The sequence below is a fragment of the Lentzea rhizosphaerae genome (assembly GCF_042649515.1).
In the GTDB taxonomy this organism is placed as follows: Bacteria; Actinomycetota; Actinomycetes; order Mycobacteriales; family Pseudonocardiaceae; genus Lentzea; species Lentzea aerocolonigenes.
On record NZ_JBHRZI010000018.1, the window covers coordinates 1 to 21,430 of the forward strand.

Consider the following 21,430-nt stretch of genomic DNA (forward strand, 5'->3'; position numbering starts at 1 on the left):
CAAAAACCGGCCCTGTGCAGACGACCTCGCGCAGGTTGGTGCCCCGCCCAAAAACCGGCCAGGGCGGCGGCGCATACCGAGATCACCAACCGGCACCGGGAAACGCCGCCGCCACTGGCCTCCGAACAGGACCTGCTTGCCTACACGCCAGGTCGGGGTGTTTCTGACCTACACCACCACGGCCGGGCACACGCTGATTGATCGCGAGCTGTACCTGCCGGGCGTGTGGACCGATGAGCCGGACCGGTGCGCGACGGCAGGGATCCCCGCCGACACGACGTTCGCGACCAAGCCCGCGCTGGCCTCGCGCATGATCCTGCGGGCCCTCGACGGTGGCGTGCCCGCACGGTGGGTCGCCGGTGACGAGGTCTACGACGGCAACCCGACCCTGCGCGGTGATCTGGAGCAACGCGGTGGAGGAGGTCTTCGGCATCAACCCGGCTCTGCTCAACGACGACCGGATCGGCCGCGCGCTGGACGCGATCGCCCCCGAACTCGACCACATCGTCGGATCTGTGGGCGCACAAGCGACCTCGATGTTCGGGCTGGACACCTCCCGGCTGCATTGGGACATGACCTCGATCTCGCTGTACGGGTCCTACGACCAGATCGACGCCGACCACTCGGCGCCCAAGTTCGGGCACCCGAAGGACTGCCGCCCCGACCTGAAACAGATCCAGGCCGGGCTGGCGGTCACCAGCGACGGTGGAATACCGGTCTTCTACCGGGCCTACGACGGCGGCGCAGGGGAGATCGCCCAGGTGGTGGGGACAACGACCGCACTGCAGAAAATCGCGCGGCGACGGGACTTCCTGCTGATCGGGGACTCCAAACTGGTGTCCTACACCGATGTCTCGGCGATGATCGCGATGGCACCACCAGTTTCATCGCCCCCGCCTCGGACGCCTACACCCTCGCCGTGACGCTGGCCGCGCTCGATCGCGACTCCGCCACCGAGGTCGACTACGTCGCCGAACGCGACGCGAGCAAACCCGCCGCGCAACGTGGCCGGTGGCGAGTCACCGAAGACACCATGACCCTGACCGGCAAACGCAAACGAGACCCGGCGTTCACGCTGCGGCGGGTGTTAGTGCACTCCACCGCCCGAGCAAACTCGACCGCGCCACCGACGACCTCGACCGACTGGTCCGCGGGCTGGGATCCCGGCATTACCCCGACGAGAAAGCCGTGACCACCAGGATCGCCGCCATCGCCTCCGCCCGCCGGGTCACCTCCTATCTGCGCACCACCACCGGCACCGATCCCACCACCGGCAAACCCACGCTGACCTGGTGGTTCGACCAGGCGGCGCTGGACGCCGAAGCGGCAACCGACGGCTGGTACGCGCTGCTGACCAACCTCCCCGACTCCGTCACCACCGGCGAGATCCTGATCCGCTACAAAGGCCAGGAAGTCGTGAAACGCCGCTACAGCGCGTTCAAAGGCCCCCTGGCGGTGGCACCGATGTTCTTCAAAAACAACCGGCGCATCACCGCCCTGATGACCGTGATCTGCCTGGCACTACTGATCTTCTGCCTGATCGAACGCCGAGTCCGGCTGGCCATTGCCCCCTCAGACCGCCCTCGACGGTCTCTGCACCGGACGACCGGCCAACCCACCGGCCGGCCGAGCTTCGACGCACTGGCACGGCTCCGCCTGATCCCCACCGACAACCACCCAGAGTTGATCAACCCCAGTGTGCGGAATGCCCAGCTAGCACTGGTTGCAACGGTCGGCCGCTTTCCAACTCGTGAGGGCTCCGTTACGGTCTGCGTCTGGGAACGCTCCCAGAAACCTAAGGGGTCACCGTGCCAAGGTTGTCGCGCGTGCTCGCCGCCCTGTCTGTCGGCACGTTGGTGCCGATAGGCAGCCAGTCCGCCTCGGCGGCGCCACCGTGCGTGGTCACCTACCAGCCCAACGTGTGGGCGAGCGGGTTCACCGCCAACGTCGCCGTGACCAACAACGGGGCGCCGGTCACCGCCTGGACGGCCACCTGGACCTGCACCGGCAGCCACCACGGCTAACGGGCACCCGCGGTGTGGCAGGATACCGTCGATGTCCGCACGCCGGATCATTCTCCGAAGTGCAATCGAGTTACCGCTAACAACGGGCCTTGGTCGCCTCGTGGTGAATGGCGGCGCGTCGGCTTGCGGCAATCACGGCCGCGAGTGCCGGTCGTGCTCGTCAGACTGTGAACGATTGCCTTCGCCCGGTCAAGAGTCGGCGCAACTTTTTCGTGCCGGTGAGGTGCACGTTTGCCTGCTGCGCACGATTTGTCGGCACACCGCCGGGACCAGGTCGAACCTTGTTCGACAGGCGGCATTCAGGGGCCGCTAAAATAAGCGCGTCAATATTTAGTCGGCACTGCGTTGACCGACGATCGGCGGACTATTTACGGTGAGGCCCTCTCGCTGGCACAGGTCGCCCGGCGGGCCGAACGGAGCAACTTCCCGACCGGTCCGGCGACCTGCCACGGTGATGAACCCTGGTCGGGCTCTTCTTGGTCGGAGTGCTCAAAGTTAGCGCTCACATTTAGCTTTGACCCTTCTTGTCCGTCATAGTTTTATTGGTGTGACACCAGGCCGCGCCATCCCCACGATTGCTTACCGACCGATGCCCCGCTCCGCGGGCATGGAGCCGGTAGACAAGTCCATAGTGGACCTCTCCATTTCGGCGGCCCCGGCGGTAGTGACGATGGGTCCGATGATCGGTGTATCGCCGCAGACGCGACACCCGCGAAAGGGGTTTCTTGATGCGTCAGAACAGCCCTCGCACGCTATCCCAGCGCTTCGCCCGCGCAGCGCTGGCCGGGGCCACACTCCTCGCGACCATCGGCACGGTACAACCCGCCGCCACAGGACAACCCGCCGCTACAGGACAGCCGGCCGCCGCAACACAGCCGGCCCCTGCGGCCGCAGCTGCCGGCGCCACCGCGATCGCCTCGGTCGACCTGGCCGGGACGTGGAGCTTCACCCCAGCGGGCCGGGGGACGACCTCGATCAGCGTGCCCGGCGGCGGCTGGTACAAGCAGGGTTTCACCGACGTGAACGAGGCGGTGTACTCGCGCACCATCACCGTGCCCGACTCGGGTCAGCCGCAGTCGACGTGGATCGAGTTCGGGGCGGTCAATCACCAGGCGACGCTGTCGGTCGACGGCCGGGTGGTGGCGACGCAGACCACGGCGTTCACGCCGTCGAATTTCGACATCACCGCCTACGCGGCCCCCGGTAGCACCCACACGATCAGCGTCGCCGTGAAGGGCCGCGGCGCGTTGAAGGCATCCAACGGCCGGTACCTGGTGCCCGACGCCGCCACGTGGTCCGAGGCGATCCCGCAGGGGATCTTCCGGTCCGCGTTCCTGCAGGTATACCCGGCGGTGTACGTCAGCGACACATTCGTGCGTACGTCGGTGGCGAACAAGACGTTGAGCTACGACGTGTCGGTGCGTAACACGTCGGGCAGTTCCCGGTCGGTGACGTTGACCGGGTCGCTGTCGTCCACCAACGGAACGGCTTTCAGCTACCCGGAACTGCCCAGCCGTACGGTCACCGTGGCGGCTGGCTCGACCGTGACCGTGACCGTCGGGCCGGTCGCGTGGAACCTCGACAGCACCTCGTACTGGTGGCCCAACGTGCCGTACCGGCCGGGGTACCGGGCGCAGCTGCACCGGCTGACGGTGCACGCCGCCACCGATGACGGGCGCACCAGCGACGCCACGTACCGGTTCGGGTTCCGGGAGGCCACCCAGAACGGTGACTACTACTACCTCAACGGCGTGCGCGTGAACTTCCGCGGCGACAACCTCCAGGGAGCCGACTACGACCGGGTCAACAACGGCGGCAAGGGCGACGCCTACGACACCCTGCCCGGCTTCCTGCCCCCGTCGCCCGGCAACGGCGGCTGGCCCCAGGCGGTGGACAACTACCAGCGGCTGAACTTCAACGTGGTGCGCATCCACCAGGAGCCCGCGAGCCCGTACATGTTGGATGTCGCCGACGAGATGGGCCTGATGATCATCGGCGAGGTCGCGATTCGCGGCTCCCAATCCTCGCAGGAGTGGAGGGAGACCGTCGGGCGCAACAACATGATCAACCACGCTCGTGCGCTGGTCCTGCGCGACCGCAACCACCCCGCGATCATCCGCTGGAGTCAGAACAACGAGCCGAACCAGAGCGGCCAGGATTCCGAACAGTTCGAGAAGGACTTGTACGCGGCGATGAACGGCGCCGACGGAACCCGGCCGATCATTGTCGAGGTGGGCGTCGGCAACAATGTCAGCCTGTATCCCGGGATGACGTACGCCAACTTCGCGGTGATCCCGCACTACGTCGACGGCTTCGGCAGGTACGGGGAGGGCCTGATCACCGTGAATGGGCGGCCCGACGGCGAGGGCGAGTACATCTGGCCGGCATGCAACACCAAGCAGGGCTTCGAGTGGTTCGCCACGGCAACCCTGGCCAAGCGCGGCAAGGGCGCCACCGACCTGCGTCCGTACACGCTGCTGTCAGCTTGGGCCAGCGTCATCCCCGGCGTGCGCACCGGCGACTTCGTCCCGGAGGAGGGCGGTCGCCCTGTCTACGGCGCGGACAACCTCCCGGACCCCTGGAGCAACCCGCAGTTCCAGCGCGTGCAGGCGGCGTTCAACCCGGTGGCCGCGGTCGACCTCCCCTACTGGTCGGCCTCAGGCGTCTCGGACGCGAACGGCACCTTCCCCCTGCCGCAGGCCGTGCCCAACTACGCCCGGAACGCCACGGTCACCCGCAACATCACCGTCTTCAACGACGACTTCGCCGACACTTCGGTGGGCTTCACCTGGACGGCGCGGCTCGACGCGCCGGACGGGGCGGTCGTCGCGTCCGGAAGCACGACCCTGACCGTCCCGCTCGGCTCGCGGGTCACCCAGCCGGTGTCCTTCACCACCCCGGCCACCGGCAACCGCGTGTACCTGCAGCTGTCGACAACGAAGTCCGGTAGGCCCGTCTTCACCGACGCGGTGGAGTACTTCAACCTCGGCGGAAGCGGTGGAGACGGACCCGCACCGGGCAACTACCGCATCGTCAACCGCAACAGCGGCAAGCCGCTCGCTGTCGCGGGCAACTCCACCGCGGACGGTGCCAAGGTGGTCCAGCAGAGCGGCACCGCCACCTGGACGATCGCCACGACCTCCGACGGTTCCTACACCCTCCGGTACGTCCCGAGCGGAAAGGTGCTCGACGTCAACGCCAACAGCAGCACCGCCGGGCTGCAACTGCAACAGTGGACGGCCAACGGCGGCACCAACCAGATGTGGTATCTGCGGTCCACCGGCAACGGCTACTACACCATCGTCAGCCACGACAGCGGACTGGTGGCGGACGTCTACGGTGCGGCGACGAGCGACGGGGCGCAGGTCGTGCAGTGGACCGCCAACGGCGGGGCCAACCAGCAGTGGCAACTGATCCGGGCCTGACCGGACGACCCGGTTCTCGCCTGCCGCCGCGGCGTCGACCGCTACCCCTGGCCGCTCGGCCCTGCGGCCAGGGATAGCAGCGGGATGTCAACTCCGAACGTCGGCAAGCGACCACCACCGAGCACCCTGTCTCCGCTCCCATCGGTACGGGCCGGCAGACCACCGCAGTGAACGCATCGAACCGCCTCGCTCGCGAGCGGTAGGCGCTCGTCAGCGCCCCCATGGGGTTCGATCAATGACGGCTCAACGGACCCCCACGCTGATGGAGGTTCCGCAACCGTCGGCCAGCTCCTACAACCATTTCGCACAGCTCGGGGGCCGCAGCGTTCGACGGTAGAGGGGAGCCAGAAGCGGATGTTCACGACATGGTGACCCAGGTGTCCGGAACGACCTGGTCCCGTCAAGCGGCCGACACCTACCCACCGCTGCCGCCTCCTGACACATCCGGCCGCGCCAGCGCGAAACGCGCCTCCACAACCAAGCCGCCGATGCGAATCCCCAGGTCAGCCCCGTTCCCATCCTTTGGTACTCCCGCCGGGGATTCGAACCTGCGCACAGACTCGGCGAACTCGATCACAGAGCGTCGGCCAGGGGTCAAGTTACAGATGGCACGAAGCGATCGACGGCGCGCTTCCTTGCATCGAACAAAGGTTCGAGCTATAAGCATGGGTAGCACTCGCCAGAGGCGAAGAGCGGTGCCTTACGGTGTCGGTCTGGCCAGGAGGAGAGCAATGAGCACCCGTTCGAGCATCGAGTGGACCGAGACCACGTGGAATCCCACCACCGGATGCGACAAGGTTTCGGCCGGATGCGACAACTGTTACGCCCTCACCTTGGCGAAACGGTTGAAGGCCATGGGCTCGGCCAAGTACCAGACGGACGGTGATCCGCGGACCAGCGGTCCGGGATTCGGCGTGATGACCCACGCACTCTCGCTAGCTGAGCCGTTCAGGTGGCGTGAACCGCGGTTGGTGTTCGTCAACTCGATGAGTGATCTGTTCCACGCCAAGATTCCGCTTGAGTTCATCCAGCGCGTGTTCGACGTGATGGCGGCAACTCCACGGCACACCTACCAAATCCTCACCAAGCGGGCTCTGCGACTCCGTCGGCTCGCAGATCAGCTTCCGTGGCCCGAGAACATCTGGATCGGCACCTCTGTCGAGAACCAAGAAGCCGTCGGTCGGATCGACGACCTTGCACAAGTTCCCGCAGCAGTCCGGTTTCTGTCCTGCGAGCCGCTCATCGGTCCCCTCCGTGACATCAACCTCGAACACGTCGACTGGGTGATCGTCGGCGGCGAGTCGGGTGCCAACGCCCGGGCCGTCGACGAAGAGTGGATCGTCGACATCCGCGACCAGTGCTCGCGAGCAGACGTCGCCTTCTTCTTCAAGCAGTGGGGAGGCCGGACCCCCAAAGCGGGCGGCCGCCTTCTCCAGGGCCGCACGTGGGACGAGATGCCTAACCAGTCGCGCCTGACGGCCACTGGCGCTGGACAGGCCTGAGCATCCGGTCTCTTTCGAAGTTCCCAGTTCCCTTGTGGTCGACCTGCCCGGCCCGGTAGAGCCGTTTCACCGCCTCGCGCGCGTGCTTGCCCCGCGCACCGGTGCCGAGTGTCGAGCCGAACACGGCGGCAGTGTGGTCCTGCAGCACCAGCGGGCGACGCTCGTCGAGCAGTTTGTCGATGTTGCTCTGGATGATCGAGATCCACTGCTCCTCATGGTTGCGTTCGAAGGCGTCCCGATCGAAGATCGACACGTCTCCACCGGAGAACAAGCCCATCTGCCCATCCGGTCCCTCTTTCGAGGCTTCGGCGTCGCGCCACGCTTCTTCCCAGTCAAGACCTGCCTGGCCGATGCAGTCGGCGAAGAGCCACACTCCGGCGGCGTGCGCGGTGAACAGCGTCAGTACGAAGATCGGCGCGCGTTCCGGTCTACGACGGACAGGCATGCTGACCGGCAAGTAGCCAGTCTCCTTGCCGACCGCGTCGGCATATCGCTGAGCGACACGCAATGCAATGGCCGCTATGCGTTCTGATCCGGTCGGATCGCTCACCACAGCGGCGTCCTCGAAGTCACTGCGCCACCAATCGGGCCCCAGGAACCGGTCGAGGTGACCCGCGAATGCCTCGTCTTGAGCGTTGAGTGGACGCTGTTCCCTCTTCGCCTTCGTCAACCGCGAGCCGAAGTTCCACACGCTGCGCACCGACACGTGCAGCAAGACGTCAGTCGGCAACCGCCGCTGCGCGCGTTGCTTGAGCAGCCAACATAGCCGTTCGCGACTCAGCGCCGGCCCGAACGGGTCGAGGAAGGCGAACAGGGCACGGTCGTTGCTGCGCCGCATCACCTCTTCAAGGTGATCGTCGACATCCCCTGGAAGTGGCAGGTACGGCTGTCCCTTACAACGATCTGCAAGCACTTCTTCAAGCCGCGCGTAGGTTGCAGGGTCGCGTTCAATGAACACCGCGTCGACATCGCGACGATCGGCCACCGATCGTGCGGCTTCGAGCAGTACAAGTGGCGATCCCGGCGTGTCGTCGTCGTAACATCCTGCGCCCGCGTACCCGTCCAGAAACGTGACGCGTCCGCCGGTTCGAGAACCCGCCTTATGGGCGAACGCGGGACAGTACCGCCGCAGCAACCCGTGCTTCACTACGGCAGGCGCTCTGCGTGCGTCGAAGAACCCCACTGCCGCTCCCTCCCCTGGCCAGTACGACCAGAGTGAGCTTCTTCGAAGTCTGGGTCTACGCTCGCGATCCGCAATGCCACGATAGGAGGACCCGACTCGCACACCCTTTCGGCTGCTGCGAACCAATCGCGTCACGATCAGTGATGAGCATTCGCGTCGTGGCCGGACCACTTGCCTCAGGCAGCGACACCTCGACGTCCAGCTCGTTCAGCTGGCTCACCACTTCGCGGAACTGGTCTCTGCAGAACGCACGCTCGTACTCGCCAATTGCTGCAGCGCCGGACACACGGCCTTGGTTGGATGCCGCGCGGCACGCAAAGCCGCCGCCTCCGGACAGTCCGACCATGATCAACCTCGAGGGGCCCGCGTCGAAGGACTCCACCGCCAACTAACCCACGCCGTGGCGGAGCCCGCGGCAGGTTCGCCACCCACGGGCAAATGCTCATGCCTTGATCCGTTCTCGTCACCAGAATCCCCACAACGGGATCTCCTCGTTCCACCCGATCCAGCTGGGACTCAGGTGCGGAGAACGACCGCTGAGGCGACAGCGCCGGCCACCGTCGACAGCAGTGTCGCGACCCGTCGGTCGAGACCGCGCTGGCGTGCCCACCGCCTGGTTGCCGAGCTCACGTAGCCAGCCACTACGGCCGCAAGGATCTTCTTCAGGTCGTTCTCGCTGATCATCTTCGTTCCTCTCAGGAAATGTGATGGGAGTGGTGATTGCGGCTCCTGACGGTCGCCACCACATCACAGAATCAGTAAAATGTGCAGGTAGCAAGGCCATTAGGTCAGATGCAAGTTAGACGGCTCCTTGGTGGGAGTACTCGCCATACGTGCACGTTAGCCAGCTCTACGATGGGAGTACTTCCGGATAGGATCTGTGCATGGACGTCGACCACGAGGCAGGTACTGGTCACGACAGCGAGGCTCTCGTCCGTATCGCTGACGAGGCGGGGTACCAAGTCAGTCCACGGATGCTGGAGACCTTCCGCGCTCAGGGCCTGCTGCCCCGGCCTATCCGCACCGGACACCGCGGCCGGGCACCGGTGTGGACCTACCCGGACGGGACAGATCGACAACTCGTCGCGCTGCTTGCATGGCGTACACACACGAAGGATCCCGACACGCTGCGCGTGCTGCTATGGGTCGACGGTTTCCCCATTGCGTCTGATGTCATCCGCGCAGCGCTCGTCGACAACCTCACCGCTGCACTCGACCTGCTGGAACGAGAGATCACCACGCAAGCGCAGCGGCATGGCTTGGACCCCACGCTGGACAGCGACCGCGACCAGGCGCTCCACCTGATTGCTGGCGCGCTCACGGCCAAACGCGGGCCCAACTCCCTTCCCCGACGAACCCGAGTCCGGGCCACCGACCGGGCGCACGCAGTGCATCTGCTCCTACGCGCATTCGCTCTCGGAGATGCGGTCGACACCACGACCGACGACGCCAAGATCGTCGAACGGGTACTCGGCGTCGCGCCCAACGGTCGGCGGCAGCGCGTCGAAGGAGCCGGACCGTGGCTCACCGGACCGGCCGAGGCCCTCTTCGAGACCGCCGAGATAGTTGCCCTGCCCACCGCGTTACGAGCGGTGAGCGAGGCGACCGATGCGGAGCTGGCGACAGCTCGCGACATCGTCGCGGTGTTGTTCCGGCACCTACCGCTCGTGGCGCGCATGATGGCCGCACTGTTCGACGACGCGAACTACGCCGGCCTGGCCGGGCTGGACCAGATCGACCAGCACCCGGAGATCGTGACGCTCCTGGTGTCCTACGTCATCGGCATGCTCCGCGCCGGCTGGCAGGAGAACCTCCAGGCAGTCGCCACTGCTCTCGGCCCCATGCCCGACCTCGCGGCCCAGGCTCGCAGTCTGCTCGACCAACCGCACAGGACGATCGAAGCCAACCTCAGCCACCAACCCCCCGACGTCCGGAAGCAGGCGCAACGCATCATCGATGCGGCCATGAACGGTGCCTTCGACCGGCCGCGACGGAATCCACCACCTGCGGGGTAGCAGCCCACGGTGGCATCAATCGCAGCAGCTTGGTCACCAGTGGCGTTCAGGCAAACCCGATCGATGAACGGAACCGACCGACCACTTCGCCGTCGACGAGACCGCGGGCAACGCCACCTACGGCGCGGCCTGCCGGACTGCCCACTTCGCGCACGCTGCACGACCAGCAATCCGGCCGCAGCCTGCACCTGCATCAGCACGACGTTGCTGCGCCAGGCCCGCCGCGACTGGGCTAGCAGGCGGCATGACGGAACGAAGGCTGATCGAATCACCTCGCCAAGTGACGAATGTTCGCGCCCGGTACCGAAAGCCCCGCGATAACCCGGATCGAAGAAGGCTGAACACTACCGACGGGCGCCAAGGGCCTCTGAGCAGGTACTTGTCACGCGCAGGCCAGTCCACGCGATACCAGAGCACCTCGAACAAGGGAGGCTGAAGATGCATCTGATTTTCATAGATGACAGCCAGCAGACCGATCCGCCCAGGCGCGGTCTCGGTTCCCTTGTTGCACTCGGCGGTGTCGTTGTACCCGAGAACCAAGTCGCACCCTACGCGGCAGCGCTAGCAGCACTCCGTACCGAACTCGGTATGCCGGACGGTGAAGAGATCAAGTGGAAACCACCGCGGGGAAGTTACCTTGCCACTGCAGGCAAGGAGATCATCACCAACCTCCGTACGCGGATGCTCCAAACCGCCATCGACCACGACATCCGTTCCATCGTCGTGATCATCGATCACGGGGCCGCATACAAAAACAGAACCACCGTCGAGGTCGGCAAAGAGCTCCTCAAGTGGCTATTTGAGCGCGTGACGATCTTGCTTTCCAAAGCGGCCGATATCGGCCTGATAATCGCCGACAAGCCAGGCGGAGGACCGGCCGATGAAGGCCGCTGGCTTGCGGACACCCTCAACCTCACCAACGACGGCACCGAGTACGTCGAACCCGGCAAGATCGTTCTGCCGATCCTCACAGCGCCCAGTCACCATGTGCCCCACCTACAACTGGCCGATCTTGTAACTGCGGCATCCACCGCCGCTGTCGCAGGCCGTCTTGCCGGACTGGAGCTCAAAGACCTTCTCCGGCAGCTTGCACACCGCAATGCTCACAATGACGCATGGGGAGCCGGCATCGTGCTCTTCCCCCAAGAGATGATCAATTTGTGTTACTGGGCGTTCGGTGAGACCTCCGCCTCCAAGGTCGCCATGAACACCGGAATCACGTTGCCTGACAAACGGTTCGACTACTTCAACGACGATGGGTTGGGCACACCGTCTGCGACGCAGACGTCCACTACAGTCGAACCTCAGCTCTGAGCAGCCAGTTCGTAGATACTCAGAAGTCGTGCGGTGTGTGGCGGCCTCGTTCGGGCTCCGTTGTAGGCGATGCGGATCGCGAGGAAGCCACTAATTCCAACAGCCTGTCGGCAAGGTTGAGCGGGCGGCGTCGGCCATCAACAGCACGAGCTGGTGACTTGGCTCGCGCACCGATGAGATCAAGCCCAACAGTCTCAGCGCTCCTGCGCCTCGATGACCTCACGATAGACCAGGTTGTCCAGGGCGTCGCGGAATGCATCTAAGTCGCAGATCGACTCGACGGGCTCTTCATCTCGCTGGAACGCGCGTCGTACACCTCGAATCTGGACTCTTCAGGTCCTCCGCGTCAGCGGAGTTGTCGAGACTACGGTCGCCGACCTCGACAAGTGACGAGAGAACAGTCACCCGGAAAGCGCCGACGCGGCGTTCGTGGGCGTGCACGCCATTGACGGAGAGGAAGTGCCATGGCGCTCGTCGTGCCCCAACCCGAGTCCGAAGTGGATGGTGACAATGTGATGGTGTTCGTCGCGCAACGGGATTGCACCGCACAAGAAGGGCGGCATATCAATCAACAACGAGCTGTACGCGACGCGCCTGTAGACCCGACGCCGGCGAAGTCCATCGACCGAACCGCCTTGACCAGCCTTCTCGACCTGGCCGAGCCCACTCGAAGCCTCTGACGCAACGCTTCCGACGATATCGGCCGCTGGTAGAGCTCCCGATGGCGAATGTCCTCACGCCTCGCGCGCTCCAACAGGTCGTCGCGGACGACAACCGGCTCCGCCTCGACCGACTTGGTCTCGTCACCTGCAGCGTTGACAGCGGCTGGTAGCGATACAGGTCGATCATCAACGGCAGCGTCAACGAGCCGAACGCTGTTCATGCCCTGCAGCAGGCACGGCCCGACATCAGACCACCCGATCAACAGAAGTGGCCCGACCGCATCGAACGCGGCTTTGCCGTACTCGCCTGCGATGACGGGATCGGCCACGTTCAGGGCGAGCGTGACCATGCTGCAGAACATCAGCAAGCGTCGGACGGGCTTGAGCTGTGCTTCGTCGGCGCCGTTCGCTGTCAGCTGCCGCAGGCCGAGCAGCAAGCCCATCACCGACAGGTCGACCGCGGGAGCAACCAGTGGAGCGATCCATCCTGGAACACCGAGCCTCAGTCCCAGGCTCAACACGTTGCCAAAGCCGAACAAGAACGTCAGCCCGACAACCGTGCCCATGATCACCTCGACGGCCCGGCGGGCACGCATCTGGTCAGACATGTTCACCGATCCCCATCCGCAGCTGCGTCTCCTGGGCACGTTCGGCTGCTGCGCTTTCGCCGTAGTGGCGCGGCATGTCCTCGGAAGTCCAGCCGAGCAGCAACATCAGGTCGCCGGTGTCTCCTCCTGCCCGCTTCCACTCGTGCGCGAAGTTGTGCCTCCACCGGTGAGCGTGCACGCCGGTCAGCCCAGCGGAGAGTCCGCGACGCTTGATCATGATCTTGATGCCGTTGGGCTTCAGCGGCTTGCCACCGCGGTCGGCGAGCCACAGGTCGGGTAGCTCGGCGCCCTTGTGCTTCGCGCGAGCGCGGAGGTAGCGGCTGATCGCTCGTGCGGTCTTGGGCCCGTACCGGACGCGGCGGTCCTTGTTGCCCTTGCCGTGGTAGTGCACGGAGTCGGTGTCCTGGTTGATGTCTTCGAGGCTGAGGTTGCCGACTTCGGACAGGCGGGCACCGGTGTTGTAGTAGAGCCGGATGATGGCCTCGTCGCGGAGCTGGACGAAGTCCTTGCCCTTGCAGGTGCCGAGGACCTTCTTGGTGTCGTCGTCGCGGATGACGGCGATGAGCTTCTTCTGCGGCTTGGGCTGCTTCACCCGCTCCATCGGAGAGCGGTCGATGTCTTCCTCGTCGAGCATCAGCCACTTGAAGAACTGCTGCAGCCCCTTGTGCTTGTTCAGCGCCGTCGCGCCAGACCGCGTCTCGATCATCCACGCCTGGAAGAACTCGATGTGCGCGCGAGTCACCTCGCACGGGTCGTCAGCCGCGTCGTTGGCGTCGGGGTCGGGCGAGTACTCGGCGAGGTACCGGGCGAGCTGGGCGGCGGCAAGTAGATAGTTGTAGCGAGTGGTCTCCGGATGGCTGGCTGAGCGCAGGGTGCGGTCCCAGTCGCGGAGATATCCGGCCCAGGTCTTCGAGAGGCCGAAAGTGAGCTTGTCGAGGTCGAGAAGGGGCATTTGAAAGCCCTCCGAGTAAAGGGGTCGATGAGCGGCGTGCTCGACCCGGCAGAACTCGGCAAGATCACAAAAAGAGGGCCCTCGCAGTATCTGACCTGCGAGAACCCTCTTGGCCGTCGGGACGACAGGATTTGAACCTGCGACCCCTTGACCCCCAGTCAAGTGCGCTACCAAACTGCGCCACGTCCCGGCCACACTCCCGGTCTCCCGGCGTGCAGAAAGAATCCTACAACACCGCGGACAGAGATCAAAAACGGCCCCCGCCACAGGCTCCGAGCTGCGGAAATACGGCGGGGACCCGAAGTTCGGGTCCCCGCGTCCCTCGGTCCGACCGATCCCCCGATCCTCGACCGACACCCAGAACTATGCGTTGGCGGCGTCGCGGGCGCCACCTCCGAAAGTCGAGTCTTGTCCGTCAACCTTCGACTTACCCGGTGGTAGGACGGCGCTGACGCTGAAGCCGCCGTCCGCTCGGTACGAGGTGGTGAGGGTGCCGCCGGCCAGGCGGACGCGTTCGGACAGGCCGTGGAGGCCTGCGCCGCCTTTTTCGCCCTGTGCGGGGAGGTCGCCGGGGCCGTTCACCACCGAGACCCGTACGGGGGACGATCGGTTCACGGTCACCGTCACGGTGGCGCCTGGGGCGTGTTTCGTCACGTTCGTCAGCGATTCCTGGACCACCCTGAACAGCGCGCGTGACACCGCGGGCGACAGGGCGGCGTCGCCCGTTTCCGACAGCGTCACGGACACGCCGGCCACTCTGGCTCGGTCCACCAGTTCCTGAACGGTCGGGTAGGACGTGTCGGAGTTCAGCAGGCCCAGGGCCGCTCGCATCTCCGACAGCGATTCCTTTGCCAGGGCGCGTAGTCGGAGTGCTGTTTCGCGGACGGCCGGGTCGGTGGCGGTGGCGGCCAGGGCTGCGGACTCCACGGCGATCAGGGTGGCGTGGTGGCCCACCGCGTCGTGGATTTCGCGGGCTATGCGGGCTCGTTCTGCGGCTCGGGCCGAGGTTTCCTGGGCTTCCAGTTCTGCTGCTCTGGCTCGGCGGGTTTCGTACAGGGACTGGGTCAGGTCCTTGCGGGTGGTGACCAGGGCGCCCAACGCCGTGGGGGCGCCTGCCAGGCCGAACGCGAAGGCTGTGGCGAGCAGCAACGAGCCCAGGGGGATGGTCTCGGTCAGCAGGACCGGGATGATCGCTGCTGCGGTCTGCAGGCTCACCCAGAAGAGCTGGACCGGGATGGACTTCTCCGTGCGTCCCAGGCGGAACTGGGCCACCAGGGCCGGTGCCCAGCCCAGGCCGCCTGCCACGGCGGGGACGCACAGCAGCGAGGCCAGCCAGGGCCAGCGCAGGCGCACGGACAGCAGGAGTGAGGCGCCCACCGCGGTCCACAGCGACCACGGGAACGGGCGGTCCTCGGTCAGCAGGACCACTCCCGTGGTGATGCCCACGGTGAGGATTTCGCCGACTAAAGGTTTCACCACACACCGACCTGGTGCGCGACCAGGGCCGCCTGCACCCGGTTCTCCACGCCCAGTTTCGTCAGGACCGTCGAGACGTAGCTCTTCACCGTCGCCTCGGACAGGCAGAGCTCCTCGGCGATCGAGTGGTTCGAGCGGCCGCCGGCGAGCAGTTCCAGCACCTGGCGTTCGCGGGCGCTCAAGGAGTCCAGCTGGCGGTTCGCGCGGAAGCCTCGCAGGCGTGGGAGCAGACGGGCGGTGATGCGCGGGTCCAGGACGGCGCCGCCCGCTGCCAGGTCGACCACGGCGCGGACCAGGGTGTCGGGCTCGGCGTCCTTCAGCAGGAAGCCCTGGGCGCCCAGGTCCAGGGCTGTCGCCACGTAGTCGTCCAGGTCGAACGTGGTCAGCACGGCGATGGCTGGCGGGGTGGCCCACGTCCTCAGGCGGCGCACCGCCTCCAGGCCGTCGACGCCGGGCATCTGCACGTCGACCAGCACGACGTCCGGCAGGTGGGCCAGGGTGACTTCGACGAGTTCGGCGCCGTCGGATGCCTCGCCGACCACCTCCACCCGCCCGTCGGCTTCCAGGAGGACTTTCAGGCCCCGCCGCAGCAGGGCCTCGTCGTCGGCTAACACCACTCGTACGGCCACGAACCCAACCAACCGCACCCCATGCCAAAGAGCAACCAGCGCGGTTACTTCTTCGAAGCGCCGGCCTTCTTCTTCTCGCGCACGCGCACGGAGATCCGGACCGGGCTGCCCTCGAAGCCGAACTCCTCACGCAGCTTGCGTTCGATGAACCGGCGGTACGAGGCCTCCAGGAAACCGGTCGTGAACAGCACGAACGTCGGCGGCCGGGTCGAGGCCTGGGTCGCGAACAGCACCTTGGGCTGCTTGCCGCCGCGCACCGGCGGCGGGGTCGCGGCGATCAGGTCCGACAGCCACTGGTTCAGGCGGCCGGTCGGCACGCGCGTGTCCCACGAGTTCAGCGCCGTGCGCAGCGCGGGCGCCAGCTTGTGCACCGCGCGGCCGGTCAGCGCCGAGATGTTGACCTTGTCCGCCCACGGCACGCGCACCAGGCCGCGCTCGAGCTCGCGGATCATCTCGTTGCGGCGGTCCTCGTCGACGAGGTCCCACTTGTTGAACGCCAGCACGCACGCGCGGCCCGACTCGACCACCATCGTCAGAACACGCAGGTCCTGCTCCGACAAGGGCTCGTGCGCGTCCAGCAGCACGATCGCGACCTCGGCGGTCTCGATCGCGGACTTGGTGCGCAGCGAGGCGTAGTACTCGGCGCCGCTCTCGAACTTCACCCGCTTGCGCAGGCCCGCGGTGTCGACGAAGCGCCAGATCTCGCCGTCGAGCTCCACCAGCGAGTCGACCGGGTCGACCGTGGTGCCCGCGACGGAGTCGACGACCGAGCGGTTCTCGCCCGTCAGGCGGTTCAGCAGCGACGACTTGCCCACGTTCGGCTTGCCGACCAGCGCCACGCGCCGGGGGCCGCCGCCACGCGCACCGAAGTCGTCGCGCGGGGTCTCCGGCAGCTTGGCGAGGATCACGTCGAGCAGGTCGCCGGAGCCGCGGCCGTGCAGACCGGACACCGGGAACGGCTCGCCGAGCCCCAGCGACCACAGCGACGCGACGTCGGCCGTCAGCCGGTCGTCGTCCACCTTGGACGCACAGAGGATCACCGGCTTCTTCGACCGGCGCAGGACCTTCGCGACGGCCTCCTCGGTCGTCGTCGCGCCCACCGTCGCGTCCACGACCACGAGGATCACGTCCGCGGTCGCCATCGCGAGCTCGGCCTGGGCGGCCACGGCGGCCTGCAGGCCCTGCGCGTCCGGCTCCCAGCCGCCCGTGTCGACCACGGTGAACTTGCGGCCATTCCACAGCGCGTCGTACGCCACTCGGTCACGCGTCACGCCCGGCACGTCCTGCACCACGGCCTCTCGCCGGCCGATGATGCGGTTGACCAGCGTGGACTTGCCGACGTTCGGCCGTCCGACCACCGCGAGCACCGGCTGTGGCGGCGTGGCGTCCTCAGCGTCCTCGGAAAGGTCGTCGAAGGCTGACCAGTCGGCCTCGTCCTCCCAGGTGCCGTCCAGGTCCGTCATCGTCTTCCCTCACTCACACGAAGTCCATCGAGTTCGGCGACCAGTGTCGCCAGGCGATCGCGCACCTGCTCGGTGGCAACGCCGAGGGCCGCCCGCCCCTTCCCCTCGGGAAGGTGGAACGGCTCACCGATCAGCACGTCGACCTCGGGCCGCCAGCCCTTGGCCTGGTAGGTCCCGCGGCAGGCGATCGGCAGCACCATCGCGTTCGACGTCTTGGCCAGCCACGCCGCACCGTTCTGCGCGCTCGCCACGTCACCCTCACCGCGCGTGCCCTCGGGGAACACCCCGATCACGCCGCCGGCCTTGAGCACGGACAACGCGCTGGTCAGCGCGGTGCGATCGGCTTCTCCCCGCTTGACGGGGATCTGCCCGATCTTGCCCAGCAGGTAGCCGACGACGCCCTTGAACATCTCCTGCTTGATCAGGAATGTCACGCGCCGGGGCACCACCCCGAACAGGATCGGCCCGTCAGCCGCCGAGCTGTGGTTGGCGACGACGACCACGCCGCCGCTCAAGGGTACGCGGTCGCGCCCGTGCACCCGAATCCGGAACTGCCACGCGTACGGCACGCGCGCGATCCACCTGCCGAAGTCGGTCAGCCACGGCGAGCTTCCGCCGGGAAGGGTCACCCGGTCACCCGCAGCCCGCGCCGCTCGACGAGGTCCAGCAAGGCGTCCACGGTGCCCGCGAGGTCGAGCTCGGTCGTGTCCACCTCGACCGCGTCGGAGGCGGCCCTCAACGGCGACACCGCGCGCGACGAGTCGTAGTTGTCGCGCCGCTGCACGTCGGCGAGCACGGCGTCCACAGTGGACTCCCGCCCGGCCGCGTTGTCCTGTTTGGTCCTGCGCTGCGCCCGCGCGGCCGCCGACGCCGTCAGGTAGACCTTCAACGGGGCGTCCGGCGACACGACCGTGCCGATGTCGCGCCCCTCGACCACGATGCCGCCGACGTCGCCGACCGCGTCCGCGATGATCGCCCGCTGCTGCGCCACGAGCAGCTCCCGCACGTGCTTCGCCGCCGAGACCGGCGACACCGCCAGCGTCACCTCGGGCCCGCGGATCTCGGCCGACACGTCGTCGCCGTCCAGCGTGATGCCCGGCTTCACGGGATCCGTGCCGACCACCAGCACGGCGTTGTCCGCGACCTCGGCGACCTTGACCTCGTCGGCCGGGTCGACCCCCGCCCGCAGCACCGCCACCGTGATCGCCCGGTACATCGAGCCGGTGTCGAGGTAGCGGGCGTCCAGCGCCATCGCGAGGCGCTTCGCCACGGTCGACTTGCCGGTGCCGGACGGTCCGTCGAGTGCCACCACACCGCGCAACTGACCCTGGCCCACCGCAGCTCCCTCCGAGACGCCCACGGCGCTCATTGTGCCTGGTGCGAAGGCTCACACCGGCACCAGGCCTGATCAACTGCCACGGGCGGGCGCCGCAAACCACTGCGCCGCAAGCTTGGGTTGATCAACGAAGAGGGTGACCAGGTGCTGTACAGCAGGCATGCCGTCCGTGCGGAACGCCTTCTCCACCTCATCCACGCCGGGAGTTGCGGCCGGGGGCACCGTCGCAGCGGCAAGCGCCGTGAGGGCTGGGACGTCGCGCACCAGATGCAGGCCGAGCCAGTTGACAAGGGTGTCGATGATCTCGACGTCCTCGTCCCGATAGGGCGACACCTGCTCCCTTTGGGAGAGAAAGGCGCGCAGGTGCTCGCACGCGAGCGTCGACGCGTGCCATCGATCGGCCATCACCGCAGCGCAGGTGTGATACCCGAGATCGACGAACAAGGCGGTCAGTGCGTCCTTCAGCCCCACGTCCACAACCACGGACAGCGATCGGGCAGTAGTCACGAGCTGGGGGCGACCCACGATCTGCAGCACCTCGGCAACCGATGAGGTGAGCTCTTCTCGCAGGCTGCTCACCGCTGGATCGGCAGCTGCGGCCGCGACGACGGTCTCCAAGGCGTTCGACCGGCGATCGACACCTGGGACTCCCGCGCGGACGAGCAACTCACGTTGACGCCACCACCGAGGCGACAGCCAAGCCATGACCGCGTCAGGAACGTCGGCGAGAAGTCGCCCGTCAGTCCCGAACCGCGTGATCACCTGTCCGCAAAGTGAGAGGTAGGTGACGAGATCGCTGTGCATCTCGGCAGACCATGCCGCCGGCAGCCCGGCCGCAAACGGGAACCAAAGATCGAATGCGCAGGTCGGTGTGTACCAGACGTTCCGGAGATCGGACAAAGCACGGCGAAACTCGGCGATCGTCAGCGTGGTCTCGACATCGCCGTCGAACCGAACGGTGACCAAAGCTCCTTGTGGCATGTAACCGAGGTCGTATTCGACCCGATCAGCGAACTCACGCAGGAAATGGCCGAAGGTGCGGCCTGGCGCAGCCGCGCGGCTGACCTTGCCACTCAACTGGAGCCATCGTGGCATGCGGCAGTCGGCGGCGATCTCCGCGCACAGCTCGCGTGGATCCCTGACAACAGCGTCAGTGGAAGCGCCCGTGATACGAAGCGACCCCGTGGCACTCCGATCTGAATGCTGACCACGCACCTCGGTCAGAACCGGAGGACACGGGATTCCCGTCATGCGCTCCACCTCGTCCAGCGCGGTACGGCAGTCCTCCTGCAGTTCGCGCCCGACATCGTCGGGCACGACCGTGTCAGCGCCGAACACCACCAGGTCGACGGGCGCGGGCCCCGCCGCCGCCGCACCGTTCAGCTCGCTGTCCAGAGCGTCCCGGAACAGCGCCTCGAACTGCCTCGGCTCGAAGTGCAGGTGAGCAAGCTCGGCGGGCGCGGGAGGACACGGCACCTCCCACGTCACGGGGCGGATGAACGGTGCTTCCTTCCCCTGCACCTTCAGCGCAGTCCGCCACTCCCAGTCCACCGCTGCCGAGATGCTGGCGGCCTTGGACCAGAACAGCTGGAAGACGTCCGCGCGATCGATGGCTTTCTGCACCTCCGCGCGCCATTCCTGTCCAGATTGGATAATGGATCGGTCGATGAAGACTTCCGCCCCCACGAGGTCATAGGCCGCCACAATCGCATCCACCATCTGCGCGTCGGATCGCGCGTAGGAGGCGAACACGCGGCGCCACACTCCGCCGCTCGTCACCTTCTTCCGACGACTCGACCGTGTGTCCGATCCGAACAGTTCCTCGATGTTCAGTGGCACCGACGCCACCATGACGTCTTCCGCATGCACTTCAGCGACGCCTGTCCACACACCGTTGGCTGATGGCTGCGTGGCACGAAACCGGAACATCGTCTCGTGCAGGTCCTCCAGCAGATAGATCTCATGGCTCGGCGGGTTGAACTCCACTCCAGCGACTATCGGCGTGATGGTGAGCTTGGTCTGGCGTTCGACCGGGCTGACGGATTTGCCGTCCCGCATCGCGTGCGGGGTGGACATCTGCCAGTGCTTCGATTGCAGGTGTTTGCGCACCTGCTTCGCGATGTCAGCAGGATGAGCGCTGAACACGAGGTCGTGCCACTCGTTCACCCGCACCTGCGATGTGTGCATGGCCGTGAACGCCAGCCTCCTGGCTGGAGCGGGAGACTTCGGCACGCTGGCCGCCCCGGCCACAGCCGGCGCGAGGTCTCCTGGTTTCTCGACGTGGTGACTCACGCCTGCCAGATCGAAATCACCCGCACGTGCATCCCCTCCGATGAGCACCGTCGAGACGTGCGTGTTTTGCGACTCGAGCCTGGCCAGCACGTCCTTCGTCGCCGTCGAGGCGCGCCACTCACCATCGCCGATGATGACGATGCCCGACGCCGCCGTGATCGTCCGCTCTCCCAGCAACGCAACCGCGAACTCGACCGCGACGTCGATGTTCGTGCCCCCGCGAGGCGATACCTCGGCGAGCTTCGCCGTGATGCGGGCAAGGTCACCGGCGAGGCCGTCGTAGACGATCCTCGGTTCGTGGTCGAACGCGCAGATGACCACTCGAGCCCTGCGGGGAAAAGTCCCGAGGTGCTGGATCAGCGCGTTCTTCGCGGATTCCAGGCGGGTCTTGCCCCCGAACGGTCCGCCCATCGAGCCGGAACAGTCGAGCAGGAATATCGACGCGCCGGTCGCTGCGGACATCGGCGCAGTCTAATCAGCGGCAGCGAGACCGCTGGCGCACCTCACAAATCCCATGACTGCACGGCCACGGCCTAATCCCGTAGTGCA

Annotated in this window: 18 protein-coding genes, 1 tRNA gene and 1 pseudogene; 9 read left to right on the forward strand and 11 right to left on the reverse strand. The window is 66.4% G+C overall.

The genetic code is table 11. From position 1 onward, the window contains the following. Positions 1–145: 145 nt before the first annotated feature. The 7 genes and pseudogenes from ACFOWZ_RS23470 to ACFOWZ_RS23500 form a co-directional block, all read left to right on the forward strand. Positions 146–421: pseudogene (locus ACFOWZ_RS23470) on the forward strand (transposase); the annotation flags it as partial. Continuing rightward, the gene (locus ACFOWZ_RS23475; protein WP_382376056.1) at positions 396–923 is read left to right on the forward strand and encodes a hypothetical protein; all 528 of its coding nucleotides are present in this window, start codon (positions 396–398) and stop codon (positions 921–923) included. The pseudogene ACFOWZ_RS23470 and the gene ACFOWZ_RS23475, both read left to right, overlap by 26 nt. Further along, positions 920–1,192 carry a hypothetical protein gene (locus ACFOWZ_RS23480; RefSeq protein ID WP_382376058.1) on the forward strand — a complete coding sequence of 91 codons (273 nt, stop codon included), beginning with the start codon at positions 920–922 and terminating at the stop codon, positions 1,190–1,192. Before ACFOWZ_RS23475 ends, ACFOWZ_RS23480 begins: the two co-directional genes overlap by 4 nt. Continuing rightward, positions 1,189–1,866 carry a hypothetical protein gene (locus ACFOWZ_RS23485; RefSeq protein ID WP_382375859.1) on the forward strand — a complete coding sequence of 226 codons (678 nt, stop codon included), beginning with the start codon at positions 1,189–1,191 and terminating at the stop codon, positions 1,864–1,866. Before ACFOWZ_RS23480 ends, ACFOWZ_RS23485 begins: the two co-directional genes overlap by 4 nt. Then, positions 1,827–2,024: a cellulose binding domain-containing protein gene (locus ACFOWZ_RS23490; protein WP_382375861.1), complete on the forward strand. Its 198-nt coding sequence runs from the start codon at positions 1,827–1,829 to the stop codon at positions 2,022–2,024. The genes ACFOWZ_RS23485 and ACFOWZ_RS23490 overlap by 40 nt, the downstream gene beginning before the upstream one ends. A gap of 728 nt (positions 2,025–2,752) precedes the next feature. After that, positions 2,753–5,449, forward strand: coding sequence for an RICIN domain-containing protein (locus ACFOWZ_RS23495; protein WP_382375863.1), 2,697 nt, complete (start codon positions 2,753–2,755; stop codon positions 5,447–5,449). Positions 5,450–6,180: 731 nt separating this feature from the next. After that, positions 6,181–6,951 (forward strand): DUF5131 family protein, encoded by a 771-nt coding sequence (locus ACFOWZ_RS23500; protein ID WP_382375865.1) that lies wholly within the window; start codon positions 6,181–6,183, stop codon positions 6,949–6,951. Here ACFOWZ_RS23500 and tcmP read toward each other — a convergent pair. Both tcmP and ACFOWZ_RS23510 read right to left on the reverse strand, forming a co-directional pair. Further along, positions 6,908–8,134 carry a three-Cys-motif partner protein TcmP gene (tcmP, locus tag ACFOWZ_RS23505; RefSeq protein ID WP_382375867.1) on the reverse strand — a complete coding sequence of 409 codons (1,227 nt, stop codon included), beginning with the start codon at positions 8,132–8,134 and terminating at the stop codon, positions 6,908–6,910. The two genes, ACFOWZ_RS23500 and tcmP, sit on opposite strands and share 44 nt — an antisense overlap. 516 nt (positions 8,135–8,650) lie before the next feature. Continuing rightward, entirely contained in the window at positions 8,651–8,818 is a 168-nt protein-coding gene (locus ACFOWZ_RS23510; RefSeq protein ID WP_382375869.1) for a hypothetical protein, read from the reverse strand. Positions 8,819–9,018: 200 nt separating this feature from the next. Between ACFOWZ_RS23510 and ACFOWZ_RS23515 the strand changes: the two genes are divergently transcribed. Next, positions 9,019–10,149 carry a hypothetical protein gene (locus tag ACFOWZ_RS23515; RefSeq protein WP_382375871.1) on the forward strand — a complete coding sequence of 377 codons (1,131 nt, stop codon included), beginning with the start codon at positions 9,019–9,021 and terminating at the stop codon, positions 10,147–10,149. 438 nt (positions 10,150–10,587) lie between these two features. Then, positions 10,588–11,463 carry a DUF3800 domain-containing protein gene (locus tag ACFOWZ_RS23520; protein WP_382375873.1) on the forward strand — a complete coding sequence of 292 codons (876 nt, stop codon included), beginning with the start codon at positions 10,588–10,590 and terminating at the stop codon, positions 11,461–11,463. Positions 11,464–12,031: 568 nt separating this feature from the next. On the opposite strand, the gene ACFOWZ_RS23525 is transcribed toward ACFOWZ_RS23520, so the two are convergent. The 9 genes from ACFOWZ_RS23525 to ACFOWZ_RS23565 all read right to left on the reverse strand — a co-directional run bounded on the left by ACFOWZ_RS23525 (position 12,032) and on the right by ACFOWZ_RS23565 (position 21,343). Further along, a complete protein-coding gene (locus tag ACFOWZ_RS23525; RefSeq protein WP_382375875.1) occupies positions 12,032–12,733 on the reverse strand; it encodes a hypothetical protein in 702 nt (233 codons plus the stop codon). Then, on the reverse strand, positions 12,726–13,685 hold the full coding sequence (locus ACFOWZ_RS23530; RefSeq protein ID WP_382375877.1) for a tyrosine-type recombinase/integrase: 960 nt from the start codon (positions 13,683–13,685) through the stop codon (positions 12,726–12,728). Before ACFOWZ_RS23530 ends, ACFOWZ_RS23525 begins: the two co-directional genes overlap by 8 nt. A gap of 116 nt (positions 13,686–13,801) precedes the next feature. Further along, positions 13,802–13,875: transfer RNA gene (locus ACFOWZ_RS23535), tRNA-Pro, on the reverse strand. Between the two features lie 173 nt (positions 13,876–14,048). Then, positions 14,049–15,161, reverse strand: coding sequence for a sensor histidine kinase (locus ACFOWZ_RS23540; protein ID WP_382375879.1), 1,113 nt, complete (start codon positions 15,159–15,161; stop codon positions 14,049–14,051). Then, on the reverse strand, positions 15,158–15,790 hold the full coding sequence (locus tag ACFOWZ_RS23545) for a response regulator (protein ID WP_035911157.1): 633 nt from the start codon (positions 15,788–15,790) through the stop codon (positions 15,158–15,160). Before ACFOWZ_RS23545 ends, ACFOWZ_RS23540 begins: the two co-directional genes overlap by 4 nt. Positions 15,791–15,834: 44 nt before the next feature. Then, entirely contained in the window at positions 15,835–17,253 is a 1,419-nt protein-coding gene (gene der / locus ACFOWZ_RS23550) for a ribosome biogenesis GTPase Der (RefSeq protein WP_382375882.1), read from the reverse strand. Beyond that, positions 17,250–17,882, reverse strand: a complete 633-nt coding sequence (locus tag ACFOWZ_RS23555; protein WP_035911064.1) for a lysophospholipid acyltransferase family protein — start codon at positions 17,880–17,882, stop codon at positions 17,250–17,252. Before ACFOWZ_RS23555 ends, der begins: the two co-directional genes overlap by 4 nt. Beyond that, positions 17,879–18,565 (reverse strand): (d)CMP kinase, encoded by a 687-nt coding sequence (gene cmk, locus ACFOWZ_RS23560; protein ID WP_382376048.1) that lies wholly within the window; start codon positions 18,563–18,565, stop codon positions 17,879–17,881. Before cmk ends, ACFOWZ_RS23555 begins: the two co-directional genes overlap by 4 nt. Positions 18,566–18,661: 96 nt before the next feature. Further along, entirely contained in the window at positions 18,662–21,343 is a 2,682-nt protein-coding gene (locus tag ACFOWZ_RS23565) for a VWA domain-containing protein (RefSeq protein ID WP_382375884.1), read from the reverse strand. Positions 21,344–21,430: the final 87 nt, after the last annotated feature.

What these genes read in the sequence shown, in the direction of transcription:
- ACFOWZ_RS23510 (WP_382375869.1), bottom strand. Translation starts at nt 8,818, where the DNA reads ATGATCAGCGAGAACGACCTGAAGAAGATCCTTGCGGCCGTAGTGGCT.
- ACFOWZ_RS23500 (WP_382375865.1), top strand. Translation starts at nt 6,181, where the DNA reads ATGAGCACCCGTTCGAGCATCGAGTGGACCGAGACCACGTGGAATCCC.
- ACFOWZ_RS23520 (WP_382375873.1), top strand. Translation starts at nt 10,588, where the DNA reads ATGCATCTGATTTTCATAGATGACAGCCAGCAGACCGATCCGCCCAGG.
- ACFOWZ_RS23565 (WP_382375884.1), bottom strand. Translation starts at nt 21,343, where the DNA reads ATGTCCGCAGCGACCGGCGCGTCGATATTCCTGCTCGACTGTTCCGGC.
- der (WP_382375882.1), bottom strand. Translation starts at nt 17,253, where the DNA reads ATGACGGACCTGGACGGCACCTGGGAGGACGAGGCCGACTGGTCAGCC.
- ACFOWZ_RS23495 (WP_382375863.1), top strand. Translation starts at nt 2,753, where the DNA reads ATGCGTCAGAACAGCCCTCGCACGCTATCCCAGCGCTTCGCCCGCGCA.
- ACFOWZ_RS23515 (WP_382375871.1), top strand. Translation starts at nt 9,019, where the DNA reads ATGGACGTCGACCACGAGGCAGGTACTGGTCACGACAGCGAGGCTCTC.
- ACFOWZ_RS23525 (WP_382375875.1), bottom strand. Translation starts at nt 12,733, where the DNA reads ATGTCTGACCAGATGCGTGCCCGCCGGGCCGTCGAGGTGATCATGGGC.
- ACFOWZ_RS23530 (WP_382375877.1), bottom strand. Translation starts at nt 13,685, where the DNA reads ATGCCCCTTCTCGACCTCGACAAGCTCACTTTCGGCCTCTCGAAGACC.